Source organism: Serratia odorifera (assembly GCF_041448735.1).
In the GTDB taxonomy this organism is placed as follows: domain Bacteria; phylum Pseudomonadota; class Gammaproteobacteria; order Enterobacterales; family Enterobacteriaceae; genus Serratia_F; species Serratia_F odorifera.
Genome location: NZ_JBGMUT010000002.1, coordinates 121234 through 141708 on the forward strand (window position 1 = coordinate 121234; position 20475 = coordinate 141708).

General features: G+C 58.1%; 22 protein-coding genes. 18 read left to right on the forward strand and 4 right to left on the reverse strand.

What is annotated here, in order from left to right:
- Nucleotides 1-8: 8 nt before the first annotated feature.
- Together ACCC84_RS06770 and ACCC84_RS06775 are read right to left on the reverse strand one after the other, a co-directional pair.
- Nucleotides 9-440 (reverse strand): tripartite tricarboxylate transporter TctB family protein, encoded by a 432-nt coding sequence (locus ACCC84_RS06770; RefSeq protein ID WP_004960392.1) that lies wholly within the window; start codon nucleotides 438-440, stop codon nucleotides 9-11.
- 15 nt (nucleotides 441-455) lie between these two features.
- Entirely contained in the window at nucleotides 456-1436 is a 981-nt protein-coding gene (locus ACCC84_RS06775) for a Bug family tripartite tricarboxylate transporter substrate binding protein (RefSeq protein ID WP_198773477.1), read from the reverse strand.
- A 300-nt stretch (nucleotides 1437-1736) separates the two neighbouring features.
- Between ACCC84_RS06775 and ACCC84_RS06780 the strand changes: the two genes are divergently transcribed.
- From ACCC84_RS06780 to ACCC84_RS06790, 3 genes are all read left to right on the forward strand, one after another.
- Nucleotides 1737-2066, forward strand: coding sequence for a hypothetical protein (locus tag ACCC84_RS06780; RefSeq protein WP_198773476.1), 330 nt, complete (start codon nucleotides 1737-1739; stop codon nucleotides 2064-2066).
- Between the two features lie 158 nt (nucleotides 2067-2224).
- Nucleotides 2225-2899 carry a transcriptional regulator TctD gene (tctD, locus tag ACCC84_RS06785; protein ID WP_004960403.1) on the forward strand — a complete coding sequence of 225 codons (675 nt, stop codon included), beginning with the start codon at nucleotides 2225-2227 and terminating at the stop codon, nucleotides 2897-2899.
- Complete coding sequence (locus tag ACCC84_RS06790) at nucleotides 2886-4307, forward strand: sensor histidine kinase (protein WP_004960405.1); 1422 nt, start codon at nucleotides 2886-2888, stop codon at nucleotides 4305-4307. The genes tctD and ACCC84_RS06790 overlap by 14 nt, the downstream gene beginning before the upstream one ends.
- A gap of 12 nt (nucleotides 4308-4319) precedes the next feature.
- Here ACCC84_RS06790 and ACCC84_RS06795 read toward each other — a convergent pair whose 3' ends face one another.
- Nucleotides 4320-5231, reverse strand: coding sequence for a DMT family transporter (locus ACCC84_RS06795; protein ID WP_371901680.1), 912 nt, complete (start codon nucleotides 5229-5231; stop codon nucleotides 4320-4322).
- 109 nt (nucleotides 5232-5340) lie between these two features.
- Here ACCC84_RS06795 and ACCC84_RS06800 point away from each other — a divergent pair, with 109 nt between their 5' ends.
- The 15 genes from ACCC84_RS06800 to hisP all read left to right on the forward strand — a co-directional run bounded on the left by ACCC84_RS06800 (nucleotide 5341) and on the right by hisP (nucleotide 19516).
- Nucleotides 5341-6114: an AraC family transcriptional regulator gene (locus ACCC84_RS06800; RefSeq protein WP_371901681.1), complete on the forward strand. Its 774-nt coding sequence runs from the start codon at nucleotides 5341-5343 to the stop codon at nucleotides 6112-6114.
- Nucleotides 6115-6203: 89 nt separating this feature from the next.
- Nucleotides 6204-7325, forward strand: coding sequence for a 4-phosphoerythronate dehydrogenase PdxB (pdxB, locus tag ACCC84_RS06805; protein ID WP_004960412.1), 1122 nt, complete (start codon nucleotides 6204-6206; stop codon nucleotides 7323-7325).
- 105 nt (nucleotides 7326-7430) lie between these two features.
- Complete coding sequence (locus ACCC84_RS06810) at nucleotides 7431-8441, forward strand: aspartate-semialdehyde dehydrogenase (protein WP_004960415.1); 1011 nt, start codon at nucleotides 7431-7433, stop codon at nucleotides 8439-8441.
- Complete coding sequence (truA, locus tag ACCC84_RS06815) at nucleotides 8441-9253, forward strand: tRNA pseudouridine(38-40) synthase TruA (RefSeq protein ID WP_004960416.1); 813 nt, start codon at nucleotides 8441-8443, stop codon at nucleotides 9251-9253. The genes ACCC84_RS06810 and truA overlap by 1 nt, the downstream gene beginning before the upstream one ends.
- A gap of 69 nt (nucleotides 9254-9322) precedes the next feature.
- Nucleotides 9323-9985: a DedA family protein gene (locus tag ACCC84_RS06820; RefSeq protein WP_004960419.1), complete on the forward strand. Its 663-nt coding sequence runs from the start codon at nucleotides 9323-9325 to the stop codon at nucleotides 9983-9985.
- A 233-nt stretch (nucleotides 9986-10218) separates the two neighbouring features.
- The gene (gene accD, locus ACCC84_RS06825) at nucleotides 10219-11127 is read left to right on the forward strand and encodes an acetyl-CoA carboxylase, carboxyltransferase subunit beta (RefSeq protein WP_004960422.1); all 909 of its coding nucleotides are present in this window, start codon (nucleotides 10219-10221) and stop codon (nucleotides 11125-11127) included.
- 151 nt (nucleotides 11128-11278) lie between these two features.
- A complete protein-coding gene (folC, locus tag ACCC84_RS06830) occupies nucleotides 11279-12544 on the forward strand; it encodes a bifunctional tetrahydrofolate synthase/dihydrofolate synthase (protein ID WP_004960425.1) in 1266 nt (421 codons plus the stop codon).
- On the forward strand, nucleotides 12545-13255 hold the full coding sequence (gene dedD, locus ACCC84_RS06835) for a cell division protein DedD (RefSeq protein ID WP_198773474.1): 711 nt from the start codon (nucleotides 12545-12547) through the stop codon (nucleotides 13253-13255).
- A gap of 187 nt (nucleotides 13256-13442) precedes the next feature.
- Nucleotides 13443-13943 carry a colicin V production protein gene (cvpA, locus tag ACCC84_RS06840; RefSeq protein WP_039991873.1) on the forward strand — a complete coding sequence of 167 codons (501 nt, stop codon included), beginning with the start codon at nucleotides 13443-13445 and terminating at the stop codon, nucleotides 13941-13943.
- Between the two features lie 21 nt (nucleotides 13944-13964).
- Nucleotides 13965-15482, forward strand: a complete 1518-nt coding sequence (gene purF, locus ACCC84_RS06845; protein WP_004960434.1) for an amidophosphoribosyltransferase — start codon at nucleotides 13965-13967, stop codon at nucleotides 15480-15482.
- A 124-nt stretch (nucleotides 15483-15606) separates the two neighbouring features.
- Nucleotides 15607-16179: a UbiX family flavin prenyltransferase gene (locus tag ACCC84_RS06850; RefSeq protein WP_004960436.1), complete on the forward strand. Its 573-nt coding sequence runs from the start codon at nucleotides 15607-15609 to the stop codon at nucleotides 16177-16179.
- Between the two features lie 301 nt (nucleotides 16180-16480).
- A complete protein-coding gene (argT, locus tag ACCC84_RS06855) occupies nucleotides 16481-17263 on the forward strand; it encodes a lysine/arginine/ornithine ABC transporter substrate-binding protein ArgT (protein WP_004960440.1) in 783 nt (260 codons plus the stop codon).
- A 71-nt stretch (nucleotides 17264-17334) separates the two neighbouring features.
- A complete protein-coding gene (locus tag ACCC84_RS06860; protein WP_004960450.1) occupies nucleotides 17335-18021 on the forward strand; it encodes a histidine ABC transporter permease HisQ in 687 nt (228 codons plus the stop codon).
- Nucleotides 18018-18725, forward strand: coding sequence for an ABC transporter permease (locus ACCC84_RS06865; protein ID WP_004960455.1), 708 nt, complete (start codon nucleotides 18018-18020; stop codon nucleotides 18723-18725). The genes ACCC84_RS06860 and ACCC84_RS06865 overlap by 4 nt, the downstream gene beginning before the upstream one ends.
- Nucleotides 18726-18742: 17 nt before the next feature.
- Nucleotides 18743-19516: a histidine ABC transporter ATP-binding protein HisP gene (hisP, locus tag ACCC84_RS06870; protein ID WP_039992637.1), complete on the forward strand. Its 774-nt coding sequence runs from the start codon at nucleotides 18743-18745 to the stop codon at nucleotides 19514-19516.
- A 38-nt stretch (nucleotides 19517-19554) separates the two neighbouring features.
- Here the strand turns inward: hisP and ACCC84_RS06875 are convergent, their stop codons facing one another.
- On the reverse strand, nucleotides 19555-20463 hold the full coding sequence (locus ACCC84_RS06875; RefSeq protein ID WP_273869620.1) for a TIGR01777 family oxidoreductase: 909 nt from the start codon (nucleotides 20461-20463) through the stop codon (nucleotides 19555-19557).
- Between the last annotated feature and the right edge of the window lie 12 nt (nucleotides 20464-20475).

The following is a 20475-nucleotide window of genomic DNA, read 5'->3' on the forward strand; positions in this document are numbered from 1 at the left end:
CGCCCCCGTTAACTCAGCCAGACGCCGAGCGGCAGTGTGACATCAAGCAAGCGGTCAAAGGCGTAATACAGCGCTACGCCCATCACCACACCGGAAATACCCGCCGCCAGCACGCTTGCCTGGAACAGCAAGGCAATGCTGAAGGTCAGCAGGGCGGTGGCCAGCGGAAAGCCCAGCCATTCAAAACCCCAGGCATACAACACCAGCGCGATCGTCAGGACGATAAGCCGCTGCAGGATTTTGTGATGCGGCCATTCGACCACTTGCGGACGGCGCAGCAGTAACAGCGCGGCGCACAGCGCCATCAGGCTGAGAATGGCCAGTGGGAAGGGGCGAGGCCCCAGCGGTTCATAGCTGTATTCGCTCTGAATGCCCCAGCCGACGATCAGGCCGCCGATGCACAGCAGCAGCCACAGTCCGGCAAAGATACGATCGCTCATGGTATGCCCCCGGGATTACTTGGCCAGACCGAAGGCTTTCGCCTGTTCACGGTATTGATTGACCTGATTTTTCACGTAGCTATCCAGCTCTTTGCCGGTCAGGTTGAATTCAAACAGGCCGCGCATATCCCGCTGCTTTTTGAACTCCTCGGTTTGCATCATCTTGGCGAAGGTGTCTTGCCACCATTGGTACTCTGCGTCGCTGACCTTAGGCCCAACGTAGAACCCACGGATGATTGGCCATACCAGGTTGTAGCCCTGTTCTTTGGCGGTCGGCACGTCGGCCAACTGACCCGGCAGACGCTGGTCGGCGTATACCGCCAGTACGCGAATCTTGTCGCCTTGCAGGTAGGGCACCATTTCGCTCAAGTCGCCGGAAACCGCCTGAATGTGGTTACCCAGCAGCGCCGTCACCGGCTCGCCGCCGCCTTCAAACGCGACGTAGCGCATCTTGTGCGGATCGACCCCGACTTCGCGCGCCAACAGTGCCGTTTTCATCCAGTCCTGACTGCCAATCGAGGCACCGGCGCCGAATACCACGCTGTTCGGATCCTTCTTGAAGGCCTCCATCAGATCTTTCAATGACTTATACGGTGAGTCTGCGCGCACGGCGATCATGCCATAATCGGTGCCGACCGCCGCCAGCCATTTCACGTCGTCGACGCTGTAACGGCCGAATTTGCCCTGCGACAGGTTGAGCAGCGAACCGCCGGAAAACGCCACGACGGTACCGAACTCGGCCGGACGTTGCGCGACGATGGCGTTATAGGCTACCGCGCCGACGCCGCCGGGCATGTAGGTAACGCGCATCGGTTTGTCGATGGCCTTGGTTTCCTGCAGCGAAACCTGGATCAGTTTGCAGGTCAGATCGAAACCGCCGCCGGGTTTGGCCGGGGCGATACATTCGGTACGCTTGGGTGCATCGATGGCAAATGCCTGATTGGCTGCCAGCAGCAGCGCGGTTGCGGTCAGAGTACGGGTAATTATTTTTTTCATTGCCTTCCCCTAGGTATTTGTCTTCAGACGGTGAAACTCCTCGCGGGTGCGAGGTTGCTGAATTGTTAAAACAACAACCTTTCATTTACCTTTCAGCCGGTGGGAAAGTTTGCAGGGTGTGATACGCGTCTCCTGGATTGGACAAATCAGCGGTAAATCCAGCGCGGATTTATCGGCATTAGCACAGAATGTCCGGCGATAACCGCCGGCAAACTCTGCAAATAACATGCGTAATGTCACCTTTGCCACATTCGTCCTGCGATAAAATGGCAAAAACAAAATGATTTCGGGTGCACCACCATGTTTTCTCTGAGTAAGTTATTTGCCGGCAAAGACTGCGCCAGAACCAAGGCGATCAAGATGTTGCCACAGGCTTATGCCGAAATGGTCGGCGACGCCGGCCAGTGTCGCGTCAAACACTTGCGGCCAAGCATCGGCGTCTTTGAACTGCACTTTTCCTCTGCCAGCGGCGTTAGCCATGTCTGCCAGATGACCGCCTGTGTCACCGGGGTGGATCTGGTGTTTGCCACCAACAACCGCAACGTACTGGTTTCTCCGCCGTTCACCCCGGCTAAACTGCGCCCGGTGTTTGCCATTGCCCTGGCGGGCAGTGAGATCGCGTTAAGATAAAACGTTACGCTGCCGTGCGCCGTAATTGTGTGCCAGCTCTCAAAATGGCGGCGGCGCTGCTCTTCTCTCTGTTTCTCTTCCATGCCATTCTTCGTTATAAACTTGTTAACGGTGTCGCAATGACGCCGGGTTGATCGAATCATCAATGGAATGGGCAAATGCGTTTGTTACTGGTTGAAGACCATCCCGAACTGTCACATTGGCTGCAAAAGGCGCTGACCGGCGCTGGATTTGCCGTCGACGTTGCTGCGGATGGCGTGGCGGCCGATCATATGCTGCTGAATGAAAACTATGTGCTGGTGGTGCTGGACGTGGCACTGCCGCGTTTGAACGGGCTGGATCTGCTGGCCCGCCTGCGCAAGCGCGGGCAAAATATGCCGGTATTGTTGTTGACGGCCAGAACCGACGTCGCCGATCGCGTCAAGGGGCTGAATCTCGGCGCTGACGACTACCTCACCAAGCCGTTCGAACTGGATGAGCTGGAGGCACGCATCCGGGCGTTGCTGCGCCGCAGCGTGGGCGTGACTCAGCAGGCGTTGCAGTTCGGTGCATTGACCTACCATGACGAAGGCTATTTTCTGCTGGATGACAAACCGCTGGCATTGACACCGCGCGAACTGGCGGTGCTGACCACCCTGATCCACCGACGTGGGCGGCCGGTGGCTAAACAGCAGCTGTTTGAGCAGGTATTTACCCTGTCGGACGAGGCGAACCCGGAAAGCATCGAGCTGTATGTCCACCGGGTGCGTAAAAAACTGCATGGCAGTAATGTGGCGATTGTGACGCTGCGCGGCCTGGGCTACAGCCTGGAGCTGTGCAATGAAATGGTTTAACCCGCCGCGTTCACTGTTCAATCAACTGTTACTGTTCTTTGGTCTGCCGCTGATGGTGCTGGGTGGTATCTCGATTTACACCCACTATTTTAGTGCCATGAGCGCCGCAACGCTGGCCTATGACCGCACCCTGCTGGCGTCGGCGCGTACCGTGGCCGAGCGGCTGATCGTACGCGGCGGCCGGTTGGAAGTGGATGTGCCATATGTGGTGCTCGACAGTTTTGAGCGCAACATGAACGACCAACTGTATTACGAAGTGATTTCGCCCGAGGGCATCAGCATTTCCGGCTATGACGATCTGCCATTGCCGCCGAAAAATATCCCGCGTTCCAACCTTTACCCGGCATTGGTGCATTTTTATGACGCCAGCTACTATGGCCGGCCAATCCGCGTTGCGGCGCTGTATCAGCCGATCAATGAATCCGGCGTAATGGGGATGGCGGTGATTCTGGTGGCGGAAACGCTGGAGTCACGCAAGTACCTGGCGCGACAGATGATGCTGGCGGCGTTGGCCAGTCAGGGGACGGTGGTGGTACTGACGCTGTTGCTGGCCTTCGTATTGCTGAAGAAACTGCTCAAACCGCTGCGCAAGCTGTCAAGCCTGATGATGCGGCGCGATCCGGGTGAGCTGACGCCGTTACCGATGGTGTTGCCCTGGTCGGAAATGCAGCCGCTGCTGCTGGCGTTTAACCGCTACATTGAACGGCTGCGGGTGATGGTAGCGCGGCAGGAGCGGTTCAGCGCCGATGCGTCGCACCAGTTGCGTACGCCGTTGGCAGTACTGAAAACCCAGGTTGGCGTTGCTCTGGCCAGTGACCGGCCGGAACAGTGGCGTGAAAGCCTGCTGGCGATGAGTACCACCCTGGACAATACCGTGGCACTCACCGATCGGTTGTTGCATCTGTCGCGCTTGAAAGCGCATGAGCATAGCGCCGAGCGCAGGTTGCAGCCGGTGGACCTGGCGCAACTGCTGCGCGATGCCTGTTTTTCGCGTTTACCCCAGGCGCGTAGCAAGCAGATCGATCTGGGCTATGAGGGACTGGCGGCCTGCTGGATTAACGGCGAAGCGCTGTTATTGACCGAAATGTGTGCCAATTTGCTGGATAACGCGCTGAAATACACGCCGCGTAACGGCGTGGTAACCGCGCGGGTGCTGTGCGATCAAGGGGCAGGCGACTGCCTGCTGGAAATAGAAGACAGCGGACCGGGCATTGCGCAGGAAGATGCCTTGCAGGCGCTGCTACCGTTCCACCGACTCGACAACGTTGGCAGCCAGCCGGGGGCCGGATTGGGACTGGCGTTGGTAAAGGATATTTTGGCCTATCACGGCACCCGCCCGCAGCTGTTGCCTTCGTCCGAGCTCGGCGGCCTGCTGGTGCGGGTGCGCTTTACGCCGTCGCCCGGATAGGGCAGGCGGTTATTACTTCTTGAGGTCGGCGTTCGGCACGGTTGCCGGTGCCTTGCGGCCTAGCGGCGTACGCAGGCGCTGCGAGAGTATCACCCCCAATAAGGTGATGCCGCCGCCAATCAGGTGGTAACTGTGCAACTGCTCATGCAGGAACAGCATGGCGATAATGGCGGTAAATACCGGAGCCAGATTCATAAAAATCGATGCGGTATTGGCGCCGAGGCGCATCACGCCCTGAATCCACAGATACGGTGCGATAATGGATGCCGGAATACCGGCAAACAGCACCAGTGGAATATTGTGGCCATTCAGCGCCACGTCCTGCGCCAGCAGGAAATTCGGCAGCAGCAACAGCACGCCGAACAGAATCTGCACGTACAGTGCCTGCCAGTTCGGTATGGCGATTGCCCAGCGCTTGGTCAGCACGCCATACAGCGCGTAGGACGCCGAGGCGGCGAACATCATCAATTCACCTTTGCCGATGCCGTGTTGCAGCAGTTGCCCCGGTTGGCCGCTGCTGACCAGCCATACCAACCCACCCAGCGACAGCAGGCTGCCGATGGCAATGCCGACCGTGGGCGCTACGCGCAGCAGCCAGACACCGAGCAACACCGTCAACAGCGGGATCAGCGAGTTGAGGATGCCCATAAAGAGCGCACTGACGCTGTGGGCGGCGTAATACGCCAGGCTCTGATACAGCACCATGCCCAACAGGCCGAGGATCAGCAACTTCCACCAATGGGTGCGCACCGTTTGCCAGTTGCGGATCACCCCCGGCAATACAAACGGCGTCAGCGTAACCAATGCCAGCAGCCAGCGGTAAAAGGAGATCGCCGCCGGATCGATAGCGCTAGCCGAGGCTTTGCTGACTACGGCGTTGATTGACCAAATCAGCACCGCCAGCAGGGGAAACAATACGTTCATGATAATTATTCTCAATAACAAACCGATTGCTGGCTAGTCTACCTGTGTCTGGTTTATTATATATAGCGAAAATCAGACACCCTTTAGCGAAATCAAGACAACCTTAACGATGGCCGAAACGCGTAACTATCCGACCAGCGGCGTGGATGCGCCGCGCACGCTGTTCTTCCGCACTGAAGAAACCAATGCAGATACCGAATATTTGCCGCACAGCCATGCATGGGGCCAGGTGATTTGCGTCAAGAGCGGGGTGGTGGCGCTGAGCATCGCCGGCCAGCGCTTTCTGGCGCCGCCGGAGTTTGCCGTCTGGCTGCCGCCGGGCATCGAGCATGCCAGCTATAACCGTAAACCGGCGCTGTTTCGTACCATCAACATCGCCCGCCCTTTGTGTCAGAATCTGCCGCAGCAGGCGTGTCTGCTCAATGTGTCGCCGGTATTCAAAGCTATCATTGACCAGTGTCTGGCGCGCAAAATGCTGGCCCCGCAGAATAAAACCGAGCTACGGCTGTGCCGGGTACTGATCGATCAACTGCATCAGGCGCCCATCCAGCAAACTTATCTGCCGACCTCGCAGGACAAATTTCTCGGGCCGGTGTTGCAGGCGCTGGAGCGCTGCCCGTCGGACAATACGTCGCTGGCGGTCTGGGCGAGCCGGGTCTACACCACTGAGCGAACGTTGTCACGACGTTGTCAGCAGCAACTGGGGATATCGTTCAGCGAATGGCGGCAGCGCCTGCGCTTTTTGCATGCCATTTCGTTGCTGGAAAAGGGGCACACGGTGCAAGAGGTGGCACTGGAAGTGGGCTACAGCTCGGCGTCGGCCTTTATTGTGATGTTCCAGCAGATCGCCGGCACCACCCCTGAGCGTTTTCGCCGCGCCTAGCGTAGCGGCGGGCTAACAACGTTGGGTTTCTGGTGGATTCGGTGGCAAACTGTGCGCAGTCAAATCGCCGTATGCTGTCGGAGAAAGCTGTGAAAATACTGGTTGATGAAAACATGCCCTATGCGCTTGACCTGTTCAGCCGTTTGGGCGAGGTACAGGCGGTGCCGGGACGCCCTATCCCGCAGGCCGCGCTGGCGGACGCCGATGCGCTGATGGTGCGTTCGGTGACCAAGGTGAATGAGGCGTTGCTGGCCGGCACCCGCGTCGGGTTTGTCGGCACCGCGACCGCCGGCACCGATCACGTCGACGAGCGCTGGTTGCAGCAGGCCGGTATCGGCTTTTCTGCCGCACCGGGCTGTAACGCTATTGCGGTAGTGGAATACGTGTTTGCTGCGTTGATGCTGTTGGCGGAGCGCGACGGCTTCCATCTGCGGGATAAAACCGTGGGAATTATTGGCGTTGGTAACGTCGGTTCGCGCCTGGATGCACGCTTGAAAGCGCTGGGAGTGCGTACCCTGCTGTGCGATCCGCCACGCGCCGATCGTGGCGATGCCGGTGAGTTCTGGCCGCTGGAAAAACTGGTGGCGGAAGCTGACGTACTGACCTTCCATACGCCGTTGAATAAAAGCGGTCCTTACGCCTCGCTGCATATGGCGGATGCGCAGCTGTTGGCGGCGTTGCCGGACAACCGCATCCTGATTAACGCCTGCCGCGGCGAGGTGGTGGACAACGCCGCGTTGTTGCAGGCGCTGCAACAGGGGAAAAAACTCAGCACCGTGCTGGACGTGTGGGAACCGGAACCGGATCTGTCACTGCCACTGCTGGCGCGGGTGGACATCGGTACCGCGCACATCGCCGGTTACACGCTGGAAGGCAAGGCGCGCGGCACCACCCAGGTGTTCGAGGCCTACAGTCGGCATTTGGGCAATCCGCAACACATCGAACTGTCCTCGCTGCTGCCGGTACCGGAATTCAGCGAAATCCGACTTAACGGCGTGCTGGACGAAGGCAAGTTAAAACGATTGATGCACTTGGTGTATGATGTGCGCCGCGATGATGCGCCCCTGCGCAAGGTGGCGGGGCAGGCGGGCGAATTCGATCGTCTGCGCAAGCATTATCAGGAACGTCGTGAGTGGTCGTCACTGTGCGTACTGTGCGACGACAGCGCCAGCACAGAGCTGTTGCACCGGTTGGGCTTCAGCGTGCGATAAGCCGCGAGCGTTATCGTTCCTCGGGTCGGTTTTTCCGGCCCGGAATTATCGGGCGGTGGTGACACTGCCCGTCTGCTTTTACATGAAATATTTTGGAGAAACCCAATGTCTGACGGCTGGAATATCGCTCTGCTCGGCGCCACTGGCGCGGTAGGTGAAGCGTTGCTGGAACTTTTGCAGGAACGCCAGTTCCCGGTGGGCGAACTCTATCCTTTGGCCAGCGAGCGCGGTGCCGGCGAGACAGTGCGATTCAATGGCAAATCGCTGATGGTGGAAAACGCGGAACAGTTCGACTGGTCGCAGGCGCAGCTGGCGTTCTTTGTCGCCGGTAGCGAAGCATCCGCTCGCTACGCCGTCGAGGCCGGTGACATGGGGTGTCTGGTGATCGACACCAGCGGCCTGTTTGCACTGGAACCGGACGTGCCACTGGTGGTGCCGGGCGTTAACCCGCAGGTACTGGCGGATTACCGCAACCGTAACATTGTCGCGGTGGCCGACAGTATGGTCAGCCAGTTGCTGACCGCGATCAGACCGTTGACCGAACAGGCCGGGCTGTCGCGTCTGCATGTCACCACGCTGATGTCGGTTTCTTCACAGGGCAAGGCGGCGGTAGACGATCTGGCCGGTCAAAGTGCGCGTTTGCTGAACGGCATTCCGGCCGAGGCCGGCGTCTTCGCCAAGCAGCTGGCCTTCAACCTGTTGCCGTTGGTGGCAGATGAACAGGGCAGCGTGCGCGAAGAGCGTCTGATTGTCGATCAGGTACGTAAAGTGCTGCAGGACGAAGGCCTGCCGATCTCCGTCAGCTGCGTGCAGTCGCCGGTGTTTTACGGCCATGCGCAGGTGGTGCATCTGGAAGCGCTGCGTCCGATGGCCGCCGAAGAAGCGCGTGCCGAACTGGAACATATCGACGACATCCAGCTTAGCGAAGAAGACGACTACCCGACCCAGGTTACCGACGCTTCCGGCAGCGATGTGCTGAGCATGGGTTGCCTGCGCAACGACTACGGTATTCCGGAAGTGTTGCAGTTCTGGTCGGTAGCGGACAACGTGCGTTTCGGCGGCGCGCTGATGGCGATTGAAACCGCAGAGCGCCTGGTGCAGGAGCAATTTCACTGATGTCCGAGGTTGCAGTACCGGTATTGAAGATCGCACTGGGGATTGAGTATGACGGCAGCCGTTATTACGGCTGGCAGCGTCAGCAGGAAGTGGCCAGCGTGCAAGGCTGTCTGGAACAGGCATTGAGCAAGGTGGCCGACGCGCCAGTCGTTGTGTTTTGCGCCGGCCGAACCGACGCCGGGGTACATGCTACTGGCCAGGTGGTGCACTTTGAAACCACCGCCCGGCGCAAGGACGCCGCCTGGACCATGGGGGTCAATACCCATTTGCCACCGGACATTGCGGTACGCTGGGTGAGCGAAGTACGCGAGGATTTCCACGCGCGTTTCAGCGCCACGGCTCGCCGCTATCGCTACCTGATTTTCAACCATCGCTACCGTCCGGCGGTGTTGCAGCAGGGGATGACGCATTTCTACCATCCGCTGGATGCCGATCGCATGCAGCGCGCGGCGCAGGCCCTGCTGGGTGAAAACGATTTCACGTCGTTCCGCGCGGTACAGTGTCAGTCGCGCACGCCGTGGCGGAATGTAAAACACGTTAAGGTCACGCGCCACGGGCAATATATCGTGGTAGATATTAAGGCGAATGCCTTTGTGCATCATATGGTTCGCAACATTGTCGGCAGCCTGATGGAAATCGGCTGCGGCAATCAGGATGAAAACTGGATGGCCGAACTGCTGGCGCTGAAGGATCGTAACCTGGCGGCGGCAACGGCAAAGGCGGACGGCCTGTATCTGGTTGCCGTGGATTATCCCGAGCATTTCGGTTTACCACACGCACCGATGGGCCCGCTGTTTTTGGCCGATGACTGAGCGTTATTTTACCGTACTCCCTGATTAATCTGCCGGGTGGGTGAGACACCTGGCGCCAAGAGAGAACTTATGGACATCATCAAGTTTATTATTGATTTCATTCTGCATATCGATGTGCACCTGGCGGAGCTGGTGGCGCAATACGGTATGTGGATTTACGCTATTCTGTTCCTGATTCTGTTTTGTGAAACCGGTTTGGTCGTTACCCCGTTCCTGCCTGGCGATTCTCTGCTGTTCGTCGCCGGTGCGCTGGCGGCGCTGCCGACCAACGATCTGAACGTGCATACCATGGTCGCGTTGATGGTGGTGGCGGCAATTATTGGGGATGCGGTCAACTACACCATCGGCCGGCTGTTCGGCGAGCGGTTGTTCAGCAATCCGAATTCGAAGATTTTCCGCCGCAGCTACCTGGACAAAACCCATCAGTTCTATGAAAAGCACGGTGGGAAAACCATTATTCTGGCGCGTTTTGTGCCGATCGTTCGCACCTTTGCGCCGTTCGTGGCCGGTATGGGGCATATGTCCTATCGCCATTTTGCCGCTTATAACGTGATCGGCGCGCTGCTCTGGGTGCTGCTGTTCACCTATGCGGGTTATCTGTTTGGTAACGTGCCGGTGGTACAGGAAAACCTGAAATTGCTGATTGTTGCTATTATCATTGTGTCAATTTTGCCGGGCATCATTGAAATCTGGCGGCATAAGCGTGCGGCTGCCCGCCAGCAAAAACAGTAAAAACATCGCTTAACCTATCGGTTCGACCAGTTTTTTATCCACAGCGCCGAGCCGATATGGTTTAATGAGCGACATTTATGGTCTGTTCCTGCGAACAACCCTGAAGCCAGTGCCTCGGTCGCGCGCATGCCGCGCTTGGCTCGGGCACTTTTTCATTGGGTGTTGCTGCGGGAGGATTGTTAAAGCATGAACTGCGGACTGGCGTCTGCCAGGTTCAAACAGAAAGGTCATCGATGAGCTGGATTGAACGAATTCTTAACAAGAGCAATATCACCCAAACCCGTAAGGCGAGCATTCCCGAAGGCGTTTGGACCAAATGTGACAGCTGCGGTCAGGTTCTCTACCGCGCCGAGCTGGAACGTAATCTGGAAGTCTGCCCAAAGTGCGACCACCACATGCGCATGTCTGCGCGTATGCGTCTGCATACTCTGCTGGACGAAGGCAGTGAAGTGGAACTGGGCAGCGAACTGGAACCAAAAGACGTTCTGAAGTTCAAGGATTCCAAGAAGTATAAGGATCGTCTGGTGGCAGCTCAGAAAGCCACTGGCGAAAAAGACGCGCTGGTGGTGATGAAAGGCACGCTGTATGGCATGCCGGTGGTCGCCGCTGCTTTCGAATTCGCCTTTATCGGCGGTTCGATGTCTTCGGTGGTCGGTGCGCGTTTTGTCCGTGCGGTCGAGCAGGCGCTGGAAGACAACTGCCCGCTGGTCTGTTTCTCCGCCAGCGGTGGCGCGCGTATGCAAGAAGCGCTGATGTCGCTGATGCAAATGGCGAAAACCAGCGCGGCGCTGGCCAAGATGCAAGAGCGCGGTCTGCCGTATATTTCGGTGCTGACTGACCCGACCATGGGGGGCGTTTCCGCCAGTCTGGCGATGCTGGGCGACATCAACGTTGCCGAGCCAAAGGCGCTGATCGGCTTTGCCGGCCCCCGCGTTATCGAACAGACCGTACGCGAAAAACTGCCGCCGGGCTTCCAGCGCAGTGAGTTCCTGATCGAAAAAGGCGCGATTGACATGATCGTTCGCCGCCCGGAAATGCGCCAGCGACTGGCCAGTATTCTGTCCAAGCTGACCAATCAGCCGCAGCCGGCCATTGATGACGACGCGCAGACCATCGCGCCGGAAAATCAGCCAGGCGCCTAAGCCGTTGGCCGCGCCGCTGCGGGTATCATCCGTAGCGGCGCTCAACCGTCGCTTTGTGGCTAAGCGATAGTTGGAACGTAGCGCATCGCCTTTACCGCGGTGAGGGTGGTGCCCTGATGGATTAATGAACCCAAGTTCAGTGACGGGACTCATGCAAAACCACCAAATTCCTCAAGCCACCTCGCCCCTGAGCTCGTGGCTTTACTATCTGGAACGTCTGCACAGTCAGGCGATTGAACTCGGTCTGGAACGCGTACAGCGCGTTGCCGCGCACCTTGAGTTACTGACTCCCGCCCCCACGGTATTCACCGTTGCCGGTACTAACGGCAAAGGCACCACCTGTCGCACGCTGGAAGCCATTTTACTGGCGGCCGGCTTGCGCGTCGGCGTCTACAGTTCGCCGCATCTGGTGCGTTACACCGAGCGGGTGCGCGTTCAGGGCGAAGAGCTGAGCGAAGCGGAACACAGCCGAGCCTTTGCCGCTATCGAAGCCGGCCGTGGCGAAACGTCGCTGACCTATTTTGAGTTCGGTACGCTGTCGGCGCTGCATCTGTTTCGCCAGGCCAAACTCGACGTGGTGATTCTGGAAGTCGGCCTCGGCGGGCGTCTGGATGCCACCAATATCGTCAATCCGGACGTGGCGGTGATCACCAGTATCGCACTGGATCATACCGACTGGCTGGGCAATGACCGCGAAAGCATTGGCCGTGAGAAGGCCGGCATTTTCCGCGCCGGCAAACCGGCGGTGGTTGGCGAGCCGGAGATGCCGGCGTCGATCCGCCAGGTGGCCGAAACGCTGGGCGCGCAGCTGTACCGCCGGGGTGATGACTGGAGCTTCAACGAACAGGGCGATCGCTGGCAGTGGCAAAGTGGCGGCACGCTGTTGACTGATTTACCAACGCCAAACGTGCCGCTACCGAATGCCGCAACGGCGCTGGCGGCGCTGCACTACTCGGCGCTGGAAATCGACGAGCGGGCGATATTTACCGGTTTGCAACAGGCGACGCTGCCGGGGCGTTTCCAGGTGGTGCAGCAGCAACCGCTGCTGATACTCGACGTGGCGCATAACCCGCATGCCGCCGGCTATCTCGCCGGCCGGCTGGCGGCCTTGCCCCGCAGCGGCGGCAAGGTACGGGCGGTGGTGGGCATGTTGTCGGACAAGGACATCGCCGGCACGCTGGCCTGTCTGCGCGACCAGGTTGATGAATGGTACTGCGCACCGCTGGATGGCCCGCGTGGCGCCAGCGTTGAACTGTTGGCGCAACATCTGGCGGAACCACGCTGCTTTGCCGATGTCGAAACTGCCTGGCGTCAGGCTATGCAGGATGCAGATATTCAGGATATTGTGATCGTCTGTGGATCGTTCCACACCGTTGCGCAGGTGATGGCGGCGTTAGACGAGATGCGGGGAGTGTGAGTGGCAAGTAAATTTCAGAACCGACTGGTTGGAACCGTGATTCTGGTGGCACTGGGGGTAATTATCCTGCCAGGTCTGCTGGATGGAAAAAAGAAGCATTACGAAGATGAATTCGCCGCGATCCCGCTGGTACCGAAACCGGGCGATGCGCAGGAAAACGACGTTCTGCCGCCGGTAAGTCAGCCGTTGCCGGCCCAGCCGCCGGAAGGGGCTGGCGCCCTGGTTGAACAACAGGCGGCCAACGAAGCGGCAACGCAGCAGGCGGCGCGTCAGTCTGCCCAGCAGCAACAGCAGAATACCGCGATCACGCCGCCGCCGATTGAAAACACCCCGGCGCCGCAGCCAAAACCGAAACCGGTGGAAACCCGGCCGGTGGAGGTGAAGCCGAAACCGCAGCCAAAACCTGAGGTGAAACCGCAGCCGACGCCGAAGCAGGAAACCAAACCGGCGGAAGAAAAAACGCCGGCCGGTCAAGCCTATGTGGTGCAGTTGGGGGCGCTGAAAAACGCCGCCAAGGTCAACGAGATTGTCGCGACGCTGCGCCTGTCGGGTTACCGGGCGTTCACCGTGCCGTCCACGCCGGTACAGGGGCAGATCACCCGTATTTATGTCGGACCGGATGCCTCGAAGCAAAAACTGCAATCATCGCTGTCATCACTCAACTCGCTCAGCGGTCTGAACGGGCAGGTGAAGCCGTACAGCGTGCGTTGATCCGATCCGTTCGTCCCGGCAGCGGGGCGAACGGTGGTTCAGCGGCTATGTAGGCGCGGCGATTAAGATTTTTTTATCGCCGCTTTTTATTTGTAACGTGGTAGGGAAATCCCCTACGCAAACGTTTTCTTTTTCTGTTAGAATTCGCCGCGAATTGGATGCGGGGCGGTTCGTTATTGGAATGGTCATGGTCTGGATTGATTACGTCATTATAGCGGTGATTGGATTTTCGGCTCTGGTGAGCCTGATCCGAGGGTTTGTTCGCGAAGCATTGTCACTTGTGACATGGGGATGCGCGTTCTTTGTCGCCAGCCATTTCTACTCTTACCTTGCAGTCTATTTCACACGTTTTGACGATGAACTGGTGCGAAACGGCATCGCGATTGCCATTTTGTTTATCGCGACGCTGATCGTTGGGGCTATTGTTAACTATGTGATCAGCTCGCTGGTCGAAAAAACCGGCCTGTCGGGTACCGACAGGGTGCTGGGTATCTGTTTCGGGGCATTGCGCGGTGTGTTGATTGTCGCAGCGATACTGTTTTTCCTCGACACCTTTACCGGCTTTTCGCAGAGTGAGGACTGGAAACAGTCACAGCTGATCCCCCAGTTCAGTTATATCATCAGGTGGTTCTTTGACTACCTGCAGAGCACGTCGAGTTTCTTACCGACCCATTTACCGGGGCGGTAGCGCTGATGAGGAAAAGACAACATGTGCGGTATTGTCGGTATCGCCGGTTTTATGCCGGTAAACCAGTCGATTTATGATGCGTTGACGGTGCTCCAGCACCGTGGACAGGATGCCGCCGGCATCGTCACCATTGATGCCCATAACGGGTTCCGTCTGCGTAAGGCAAACGGCCTGGTAAAAGATGTATTTGAAGCACGGCATATGCAGCGCTTGCAGGGCAACATGGGGATTGGCCACGTTCGCTACCCGACGGCTGGCAGCTCCAGTGCCTCAGAGGCTCAACCTTTTTATGTCAACTCGCCGTTCGGCATCACGCTGGCCCATAACGGCAACCTGACCAACGCCCATGAACTGCGCCAGTCGCTGTTCGAAAGCGGCCGTCGTCATATCAACACCACCTCCGATTCTGAGATCCTGCTCAACGTGCTGGCCGCCGAGCTGGACCGTTTTCCGCACTATCCGCTGGAATCCGACAACATCTTTACCGCCGTGGCGGCGATGCATCAGCAACTGCGCGGCGCCTATGCCTGCGTGGCGATGATTATCGGCCATGGTCTGGTGGCGTTCCGCGATCCTAACGGCATCCGTCCGCTGGTGATCGGCAAACGCACCCTGGAGGACGGCCGCAACGAATATATGGTGGCCTCCGAGAGCGTAGCGCTGGATACGCTGGGCTTTGAGTTCCTGCGCGACGTGGCGCCGGGCGAAGCGGTATACATCTCTGAAAAGGGCCAGCTGTTCACACGCCAGTGTGCAGAAAACCCGAAAACCAATCCATGCCTGTTCGAATACGTCTATTTTGCCCGTCCGGATTCCTTTATGGACAAGATTTCGGTCTACAGCGCCCGCGTGCGCATGGGGCAGAAGCTGGGTGAAAAGATCGCTCGCGAATGGGAAGATCTGGACATCGACGTGGTGATCCCGATCCCGGAAACCTCCTGTGACATTGCGTTGGAAATCGCACGCATTCTGGACAAGCCATATCGCCAGGGTTTCGTCAAGAACCGCTACGTTGGCCGCACCTTTATCATGCCGGGCCAGCAGGCGCGTCGCCAGTCGGTACGCCGCAAGCTGAACGCCAACCGTGCGGAGTTCCGCGACAAGAACGTGTTGCTGGTGGATGATTCCATCGTGCGCGGCACCACCTCTGAGCAGATCGTCGAAATGGCGCGTGACGCCGGTGCCAAGCGTGTCTATCTGGCTTCCGCCGCGCCGGAAATCCGCTTCCCTAACGTGTATGGCATTGATATGCCAAGCGCCAATGAGCTGATTGCCCACGGTCGTGAAGTGGACGAAATCCGCCAGATCATCGGCGCTGACGGCCTGATCTTCCAGAATCTGGACGATCTGATCGAAGCGGTGCGTGAAGAGAACCCGGATATCGCCCAGTTTGAATGCTCGGTCTTCAATGGTGTCTACGTCACCAAAGACGTCGATCAGAGCTATCTGGAATATCTGGAGTCGCTGCGCAACGACGATGCCAAAGCGATGCGTGGCCAGACCGAAGCTGAAAATCTGGAAATGCACAACGAGGGCTAAGCCCGCGCTGTAACAGAGCACCGCGGCATCTGCTGCGGTGCTTTCCTGCCTGGTTAACTTGCTTATCCGCCCCCGTTGCGGCAAAGTCTGCCTGTTCCCCTAATTTTCTGGCAGAGACTCCCTTATGAAACGACTCATCATCGGCATTTCCGGTGCCAGCGGCGCTATCTACGGCGTGCGTTTGTTGCAGGTTTTGCGCGACGTCGCCGAGGTGGAAACCCATTTGGTGATGAGCAACGCGGCACGGCAGACCCTGGCACTGGAAACCCGCTACAGCCTGCGTGAAGTCCAGGCGCTGGCCAACGTGGTGCATGATGCGCGCGACATTGCCGCCAGCATCTCCTCCGGCTCGTTCAAAACGCTGGGGATGGCCATTTTACCCTGTTCCATCAAAACGTTATCCGGCATCGTCAACAGTTACAGTGACGGTCTGCTGACCCGTGCCGCCGACGTGGTGTTAAAAGAGCGTCGCCGCCTGGTGCTGTGCGTGCGTGAAACGCCGTTGCACCTCGGCCATTTGCGCTTGATGACCCAGGCGGCGGAAATGGGGGCGCTGATCATGCCGCCGGTGCCGGCGTTTTACCATCAGCCGCAAACGGTGCAAGACATTGTTGACCAGACGGTGAATCGCGTTATCGATCAGTTTGATATACAACTGCCGCAAGATCTGTTTGTCCGCTGGCAAGGCGCTAATTAACAAGCTGACATCCAAAATTGCACATTTGTGCAACACCGCACTGTATTAGGGCGATAGCTGCACCATAATGATCCCTCAACACCACGCACACTGTTTCATGGCGCTGGCACAGCGTTGCCGCCCGTAGCGCGGCCCTGAATGGCCGATTTAATTTTGCGGTTATCGTCCCGGGAAACAGTTTTGCGCAGTGCGGAGTCGTTCCCTCCGCCTGTCGCAAGCAATGTGGCACGATTACTGCAAATTGATTTGGTGGGAATAATGCCCGCAGTGGCATCAAAAAAAATCAATTTGAGGGTAATGTATGAAAAAGCGGTTTTTGGTTGTTCCTTTAGTGATGGCCCTGGCTGCCGCCAGCAGCGCTTTTGCCGCCATTCCGACTACGCTCAAGATCGGCACCGATCCAACCTATGCGCCGTTTGAATCCAAGAACGCCAAGGGCGAACTGGTGGGCTTTGACATCGATCTGGCCACCGAGCTGTGCAAACGCATCAACACCCAATGCACCTTTGTCGAAAGCGATTTCGACGCCCTGATCCCTTCACTGAAAGCCAAGAAAATCGACGCCATCATCTCGTCGCTGTCGATCACTGAAAAACGCCAACAGGAAATTGCCTTCACCGACAAACTGTATGCCGCCAATGCGCGTCTAATCGCACCGAAAGGCGCGAAAATCCTGCCTAGCGTCGACTCGCTGAAGGGCAAGAGCGTGGGCGTATTGCAAGGCACCACCCAGGAAGCCTATGCCAATGCCAACTGGCAGCCGAAAGGGGTGACCGTGGTGCCTTACCAGAACCAGGATCTGGTGTATGCCGATCTGGCTTCCGGCCGTATCGACGCTGCGTTCCAGGATGAAGTGGCGGGCAGCGACGGCTTCCTGAAACAACCGCCGGGCAAGGATTACGCCTTTGCCGGTGAAGCGGTAAAAGACGACAAGTTCTTTGGCGTCGGCACCGGCATGGGTCTGCGCAAGACCGATACCGAGCTGAAGGCGGCGCTGGACAAGGCGTTCGCCGAGATGCGTAAAGACGGTACCTACGACAAGTTTGCGAAAAAATACTTCGATTTTGACGTCTACGGCGGCTAATCCCGCGCACCACCGCATCCATCCTGGGGGCTTGCCCCCAGGTAATGCTCAATGACGACAGGATGAAGTAGATGCTGCAAGGCTATTCCCAACTGATATTCGAGGGCGCTCTGGTTACGCTGGAGCTGGCGCTCAGTTCCGTACTGCTGGCGGTGGTGATTGGCCTGATCGGCGCCGGCGGCAAACTCTCCCATAACCGCGTTATTGCCAGCGTTTTTGGTGCCTACACCACGCTGATTCGTGGCGTGCCCGATCTGGTGTTGATGCTGCTGATTTTCTACGGTCTGCAAATTGCCCTCAACGGCGTGACCGAAGCGCTGGGCGTGGCGCAGTTCGATATTGACCCACTCAGCGCCGGTATAATCACCCTGGGGTTCATTTACGGCGCCTATTTCACCGAAACCTTCCGCGGCGCCTATATGGCGGTTCCGCGTGGGCAGATTGAAGCGGCGACCGCCTTCGGCTTCAGCGGTGGGCAGACTTTTCGTCGCATTCTGTTCCCGGCGATGATGCGTTTTGCCTTGCCGGGCATCGGCAACAACTGGCAGGTGATCCTGAAGGCGACGGCGCTGGTGTCGATTTTAGGCCTGAATGACGTGGTCAAGGCCACCCAGTTGGCCGGCAAGGGCACCTACCAACCGTTCTTTTATGCGATTGTCGCCGGCGCGGTGTACCTGATTTTCACCACCGTTTCCAACGGCGTGCTGCTGTGGCTTGAACGGCGTTATTCATTGGGCGTCAAGAGGGCCGAGCTATGATCGAAATTTTACAACAGTACTGGCAGTCGCTGTTGTGGAGCGACGGTTACCGCTTCACCGGCGTCGCGGTCACATTGTGGCTGCTGATTGCCTCGGTGGTAATGGGCGGCTTGCTGGCGATCCCCATGGCGGTGGCGCGGGTGTCTTCGTTGCGCTGGCTGCGTTTTCCGGTGTGGCTGTATACCTATGTGTTTCGCGGTACGCCTCTGTATGTGCAGCTGCTGGTGTTCTACTCCGGCATGTACAGTCTGGAAATGGTGCGCGGTACCGAGTTGCTTAACGCGTTTTTCCGCAGCGGGCTCAATTGCACCATTTTGGCGCTGACGCTCAATACCTGTGCCTACACCACCGAAATTTTCGCCGGTGCGATTCGTTCGGTGCCGCACGGTGAAATCGAAGCGGCCAACGCCTACGGTTTTTCACGCTTTAAAATGTATCGCTGCATCATTTTACCTTCGGCGTTGCGAAGCGCGCTGCCGGCCTACAGCAACGAAGTGATCCTGATGCTGCACTCCACCGCGCTGGCATTCACCGCCACCGTACCGGATTTGCTGAAGGTCGCTCGTGATATCAATGCGGCAACCTATCAGCCGTTTTATGCCTTCGGTATTGCCGCAGTGCTGTATCTGGCCATTTCGTATGCGCTGATCAGCCTGTTCCGGCTAGCGGAAAAGCGCTGGATGGGACACGTTACCCAACGATGAATGACGGGATTAAAACCATGTCTGAAAACAAATTAGCCGTCACTGAACTGCATAAACGTTATGGTGAACACGAAGTACTGAAAGGGGTCTCACTGGCGGCCAATGCCGGGGATGTGATCAGCATCATCGGATCCTCCGGTTCCGGCAAGAGTACCTTTCTGCGCTGTATCAACTTCTTGGAAAAGCCTAGCGAAGGCTCTATCAGCCTGAACAATGAAAATATCCGCATGGTGCGCGACAAGGACGGGCAGCTCAAGGTGGCCGACAAAAAGCAGCTGCAGCTGCTGCGTACCCGCCTGACCATGGTGTTTCAGCATTTCAACCTGTGGAGCCACATGACGGTATTGGAAAACGTGATGGAAGCCCCGATTCAGGTCCTGGGGCTGAGCAAGGCCGACGCGCGTGACCGCGCAGTGCGCTATCTGGATAAAGTGGGCATCGATGAACGTGCGCGAGGCAAATACCCGGTGCACCTGTCCGGTGGACAACAGCAGCGAGTATCCATTGCCCGCGCGCTGGCGATGGAGCCGGAAGTGCTGTTGTTCGATGAGCCGACCTCGGCGCTCGATCCTGAGCTGGTGGGTGAAGTGCTGCGCATCATGCAAAAGCTGGCGGAAGAGGGCATCACCATGGTGGTGGTCACGCACGAAATGGAGTTTGCCCGCCACGTTTCCAACCACGTGATTTTCCTGCACCAGGGGCTGATTGAAGAACAGGGACCTCCGGCGGAGGTCTTCGGCAGTCCGAAAAGCCCGCGTTTGCAGCAGTTCCTGTCCGGCGCGTTGAAATGAGGTAACACGACAGGCGGGCGCGTGACGGCGCCCGCGTTTTAGGTCTGGTGGTTAATCACCGCTTCTAGCGCCTGTTCCAGTTCAAAATACTGGAAGCTGAATCCTGCTTCTTCCAGCCGTTTTGGCACCGCTCGCTGCCCGCCGAGCACCAGAACGGCTGCTTCGCCCATCATCAGCGTGATCGCCAAAGCCGGCAGCCGTAGAAATGCCGGCCGATCCAGCACCCTGGCCAGCGTCGCGGCAAACTGTTCGTTATGCACCGGATAGGGCGCGACCATGTTGAAGGGGCCATGCAGCGTGGGGTGTTCGAGCAGGAAGATAATGCCGTTGACCATGTCATCCAGATGGATCCAGGGCAGATACTGCCGGCCATTGCCGATCGGGCCGCCAAGGCCGAATCTGAACGGCGGCAGCATTTTGGCCAACGCGCCACCGTTGGGTGCCAGCACTACGCCGGTTCGCAGCAGGCAGACGCGGGTGGCGTCGCTTTGTGCGCGCAGCGCCAGCGATTCCCAGCGCTGGCAGAGCTGGTGGGTGAACTCGTCCTGCGGCGCTTCGTCCTCGGTCACTACCGCCTGATCCTGATCGCCGTAATAGCCAACCGCGGAACCGGAAATCAGCACCGCCGGCGGGGTGGCGCTGGCGTTGATCAAGCTGGCCAATCTTTCGGTCAGTTCCCAACGGCTACGGCATAAACGCTCTTTTTGCGCTTTGCTCCAGCGCTTGTCGGCAATCGGCTCGCCCGCCAGGTTGATAACCGCGTCAATATCATCCAGATTCTGTTTATCCTGCAAGGTTGACCAGTAGCGAATGTCGTTATCGCCGAGTCGACCACGCGCGCGTTCGACGTTACGCGTCAGCACGGTAATCTGGTGAGAAAGGGCCGCTAGCCGCCGTGTCAGGCTGCTTCCTATCAATCCTGTTGCGCCGGTGATCAAGATACGCATGGTCTGGCTCCC

What these genes read in the sequence shown, in the direction of transcription:
- ACCC84_RS06770 (WP_004960392.1), bottom strand. Translation starts at nt 440, where the DNA reads ATGAGCGATCGTATCTTTGCCGGACTGTGGCTGCTGCTGTGCATCGGC.
- ACCC84_RS06775 (WP_198773477.1), bottom strand. Translation starts at nt 1,436, where the DNA reads ATGAAAAAAATAATTACCCGTACTCTGACCGCAACCGCGCTGCTGCTG.
- ACCC84_RS06780 (WP_198773476.1), top strand. Translation starts at nt 1,737, where the DNA reads ATGTTTTCTCTGAGTAAGTTATTTGCCGGCAAAGACTGCGCCAGAACC.
- tctD (WP_004960403.1), top strand. Translation starts at nt 2,225, where the DNA reads ATGCGTTTGTTACTGGTTGAAGACCATCCCGAACTGTCACATTGGCTG.
- ACCC84_RS06790 (WP_004960405.1), top strand. Translation starts at nt 2,886, where the DNA reads ATGAAATGGTTTAACCCGCCGCGTTCACTGTTCAATCAACTGTTACTG.
- ACCC84_RS06795 (WP_371901680.1), bottom strand. Translation starts at nt 5,231, where the DNA reads ATGAACGTATTGTTTCCCCTGCTGGCGGTGCTGATTTGGTCAATCAAC.
- ACCC84_RS06800 (WP_371901681.1), top strand. Translation starts at nt 5,341, where the DNA reads ATGGCCGAAACGCGTAACTATCCGACCAGCGGCGTGGATGCGCCGCGC.
- ACCC84_RS06810 (WP_004960415.1), top strand. Translation starts at nt 7,431, where the DNA reads ATGTCTGACGGCTGGAATATCGCTCTGCTCGGCGCCACTGGCGCGGTA.
- truA (WP_004960416.1), top strand. Translation starts at nt 8,441, where the DNA reads ATGTCCGAGGTTGCAGTACCGGTATTGAAGATCGCACTGGGGATTGAG.
- ACCC84_RS06820 (WP_004960419.1), top strand. Translation starts at nt 9,323, where the DNA reads ATGGACATCATCAAGTTTATTATTGATTTCATTCTGCATATCGATGTG.
- accD (WP_004960422.1), top strand. Translation starts at nt 10,219, where the DNA reads ATGAGCTGGATTGAACGAATTCTTAACAAGAGCAATATCACCCAAACC.
- folC (WP_004960425.1), top strand. Translation starts at nt 11,279, where the DNA reads ATGCAAAACCACCAAATTCCTCAAGCCACCTCGCCCCTGAGCTCGTGG.
- cvpA (WP_039991873.1), top strand. Translation starts at nt 13,443, where the DNA reads ATGGTCTGGATTGATTACGTCATTATAGCGGTGATTGGATTTTCGGCT.
- purF (WP_004960434.1), top strand. Translation starts at nt 13,965, where the DNA reads ATGTGCGGTATTGTCGGTATCGCCGGTTTTATGCCGGTAAACCAGTCG.
- ACCC84_RS06850 (WP_004960436.1), top strand. Translation starts at nt 15,607, where the DNA reads ATGAAACGACTCATCATCGGCATTTCCGGTGCCAGCGGCGCTATCTAC.
- argT (WP_004960440.1), top strand. Translation starts at nt 16,481, where the DNA reads ATGAAAAAGCGGTTTTTGGTTGTTCCTTTAGTGATGGCCCTGGCTGCC.
- ACCC84_RS06860 (WP_004960450.1), top strand. Translation starts at nt 17,335, where the DNA reads ATGCTGCAAGGCTATTCCCAACTGATATTCGAGGGCGCTCTGGTTACG.
- ACCC84_RS06865 (WP_004960455.1), top strand. Translation starts at nt 18,018, where the DNA reads ATGATCGAAATTTTACAACAGTACTGGCAGTCGCTGTTGTGGAGCGAC.
- hisP (WP_039992637.1), top strand. Translation starts at nt 18,743, where the DNA reads ATGTCTGAAAACAAATTAGCCGTCACTGAACTGCATAAACGTTATGGT.
- ACCC84_RS06875 (WP_273869620.1), bottom strand. Translation starts at nt 20,463, where the DNA reads ATGCGTATCTTGATCACCGGCGCAACAGGATTGATAGGAAGCAGCCTG.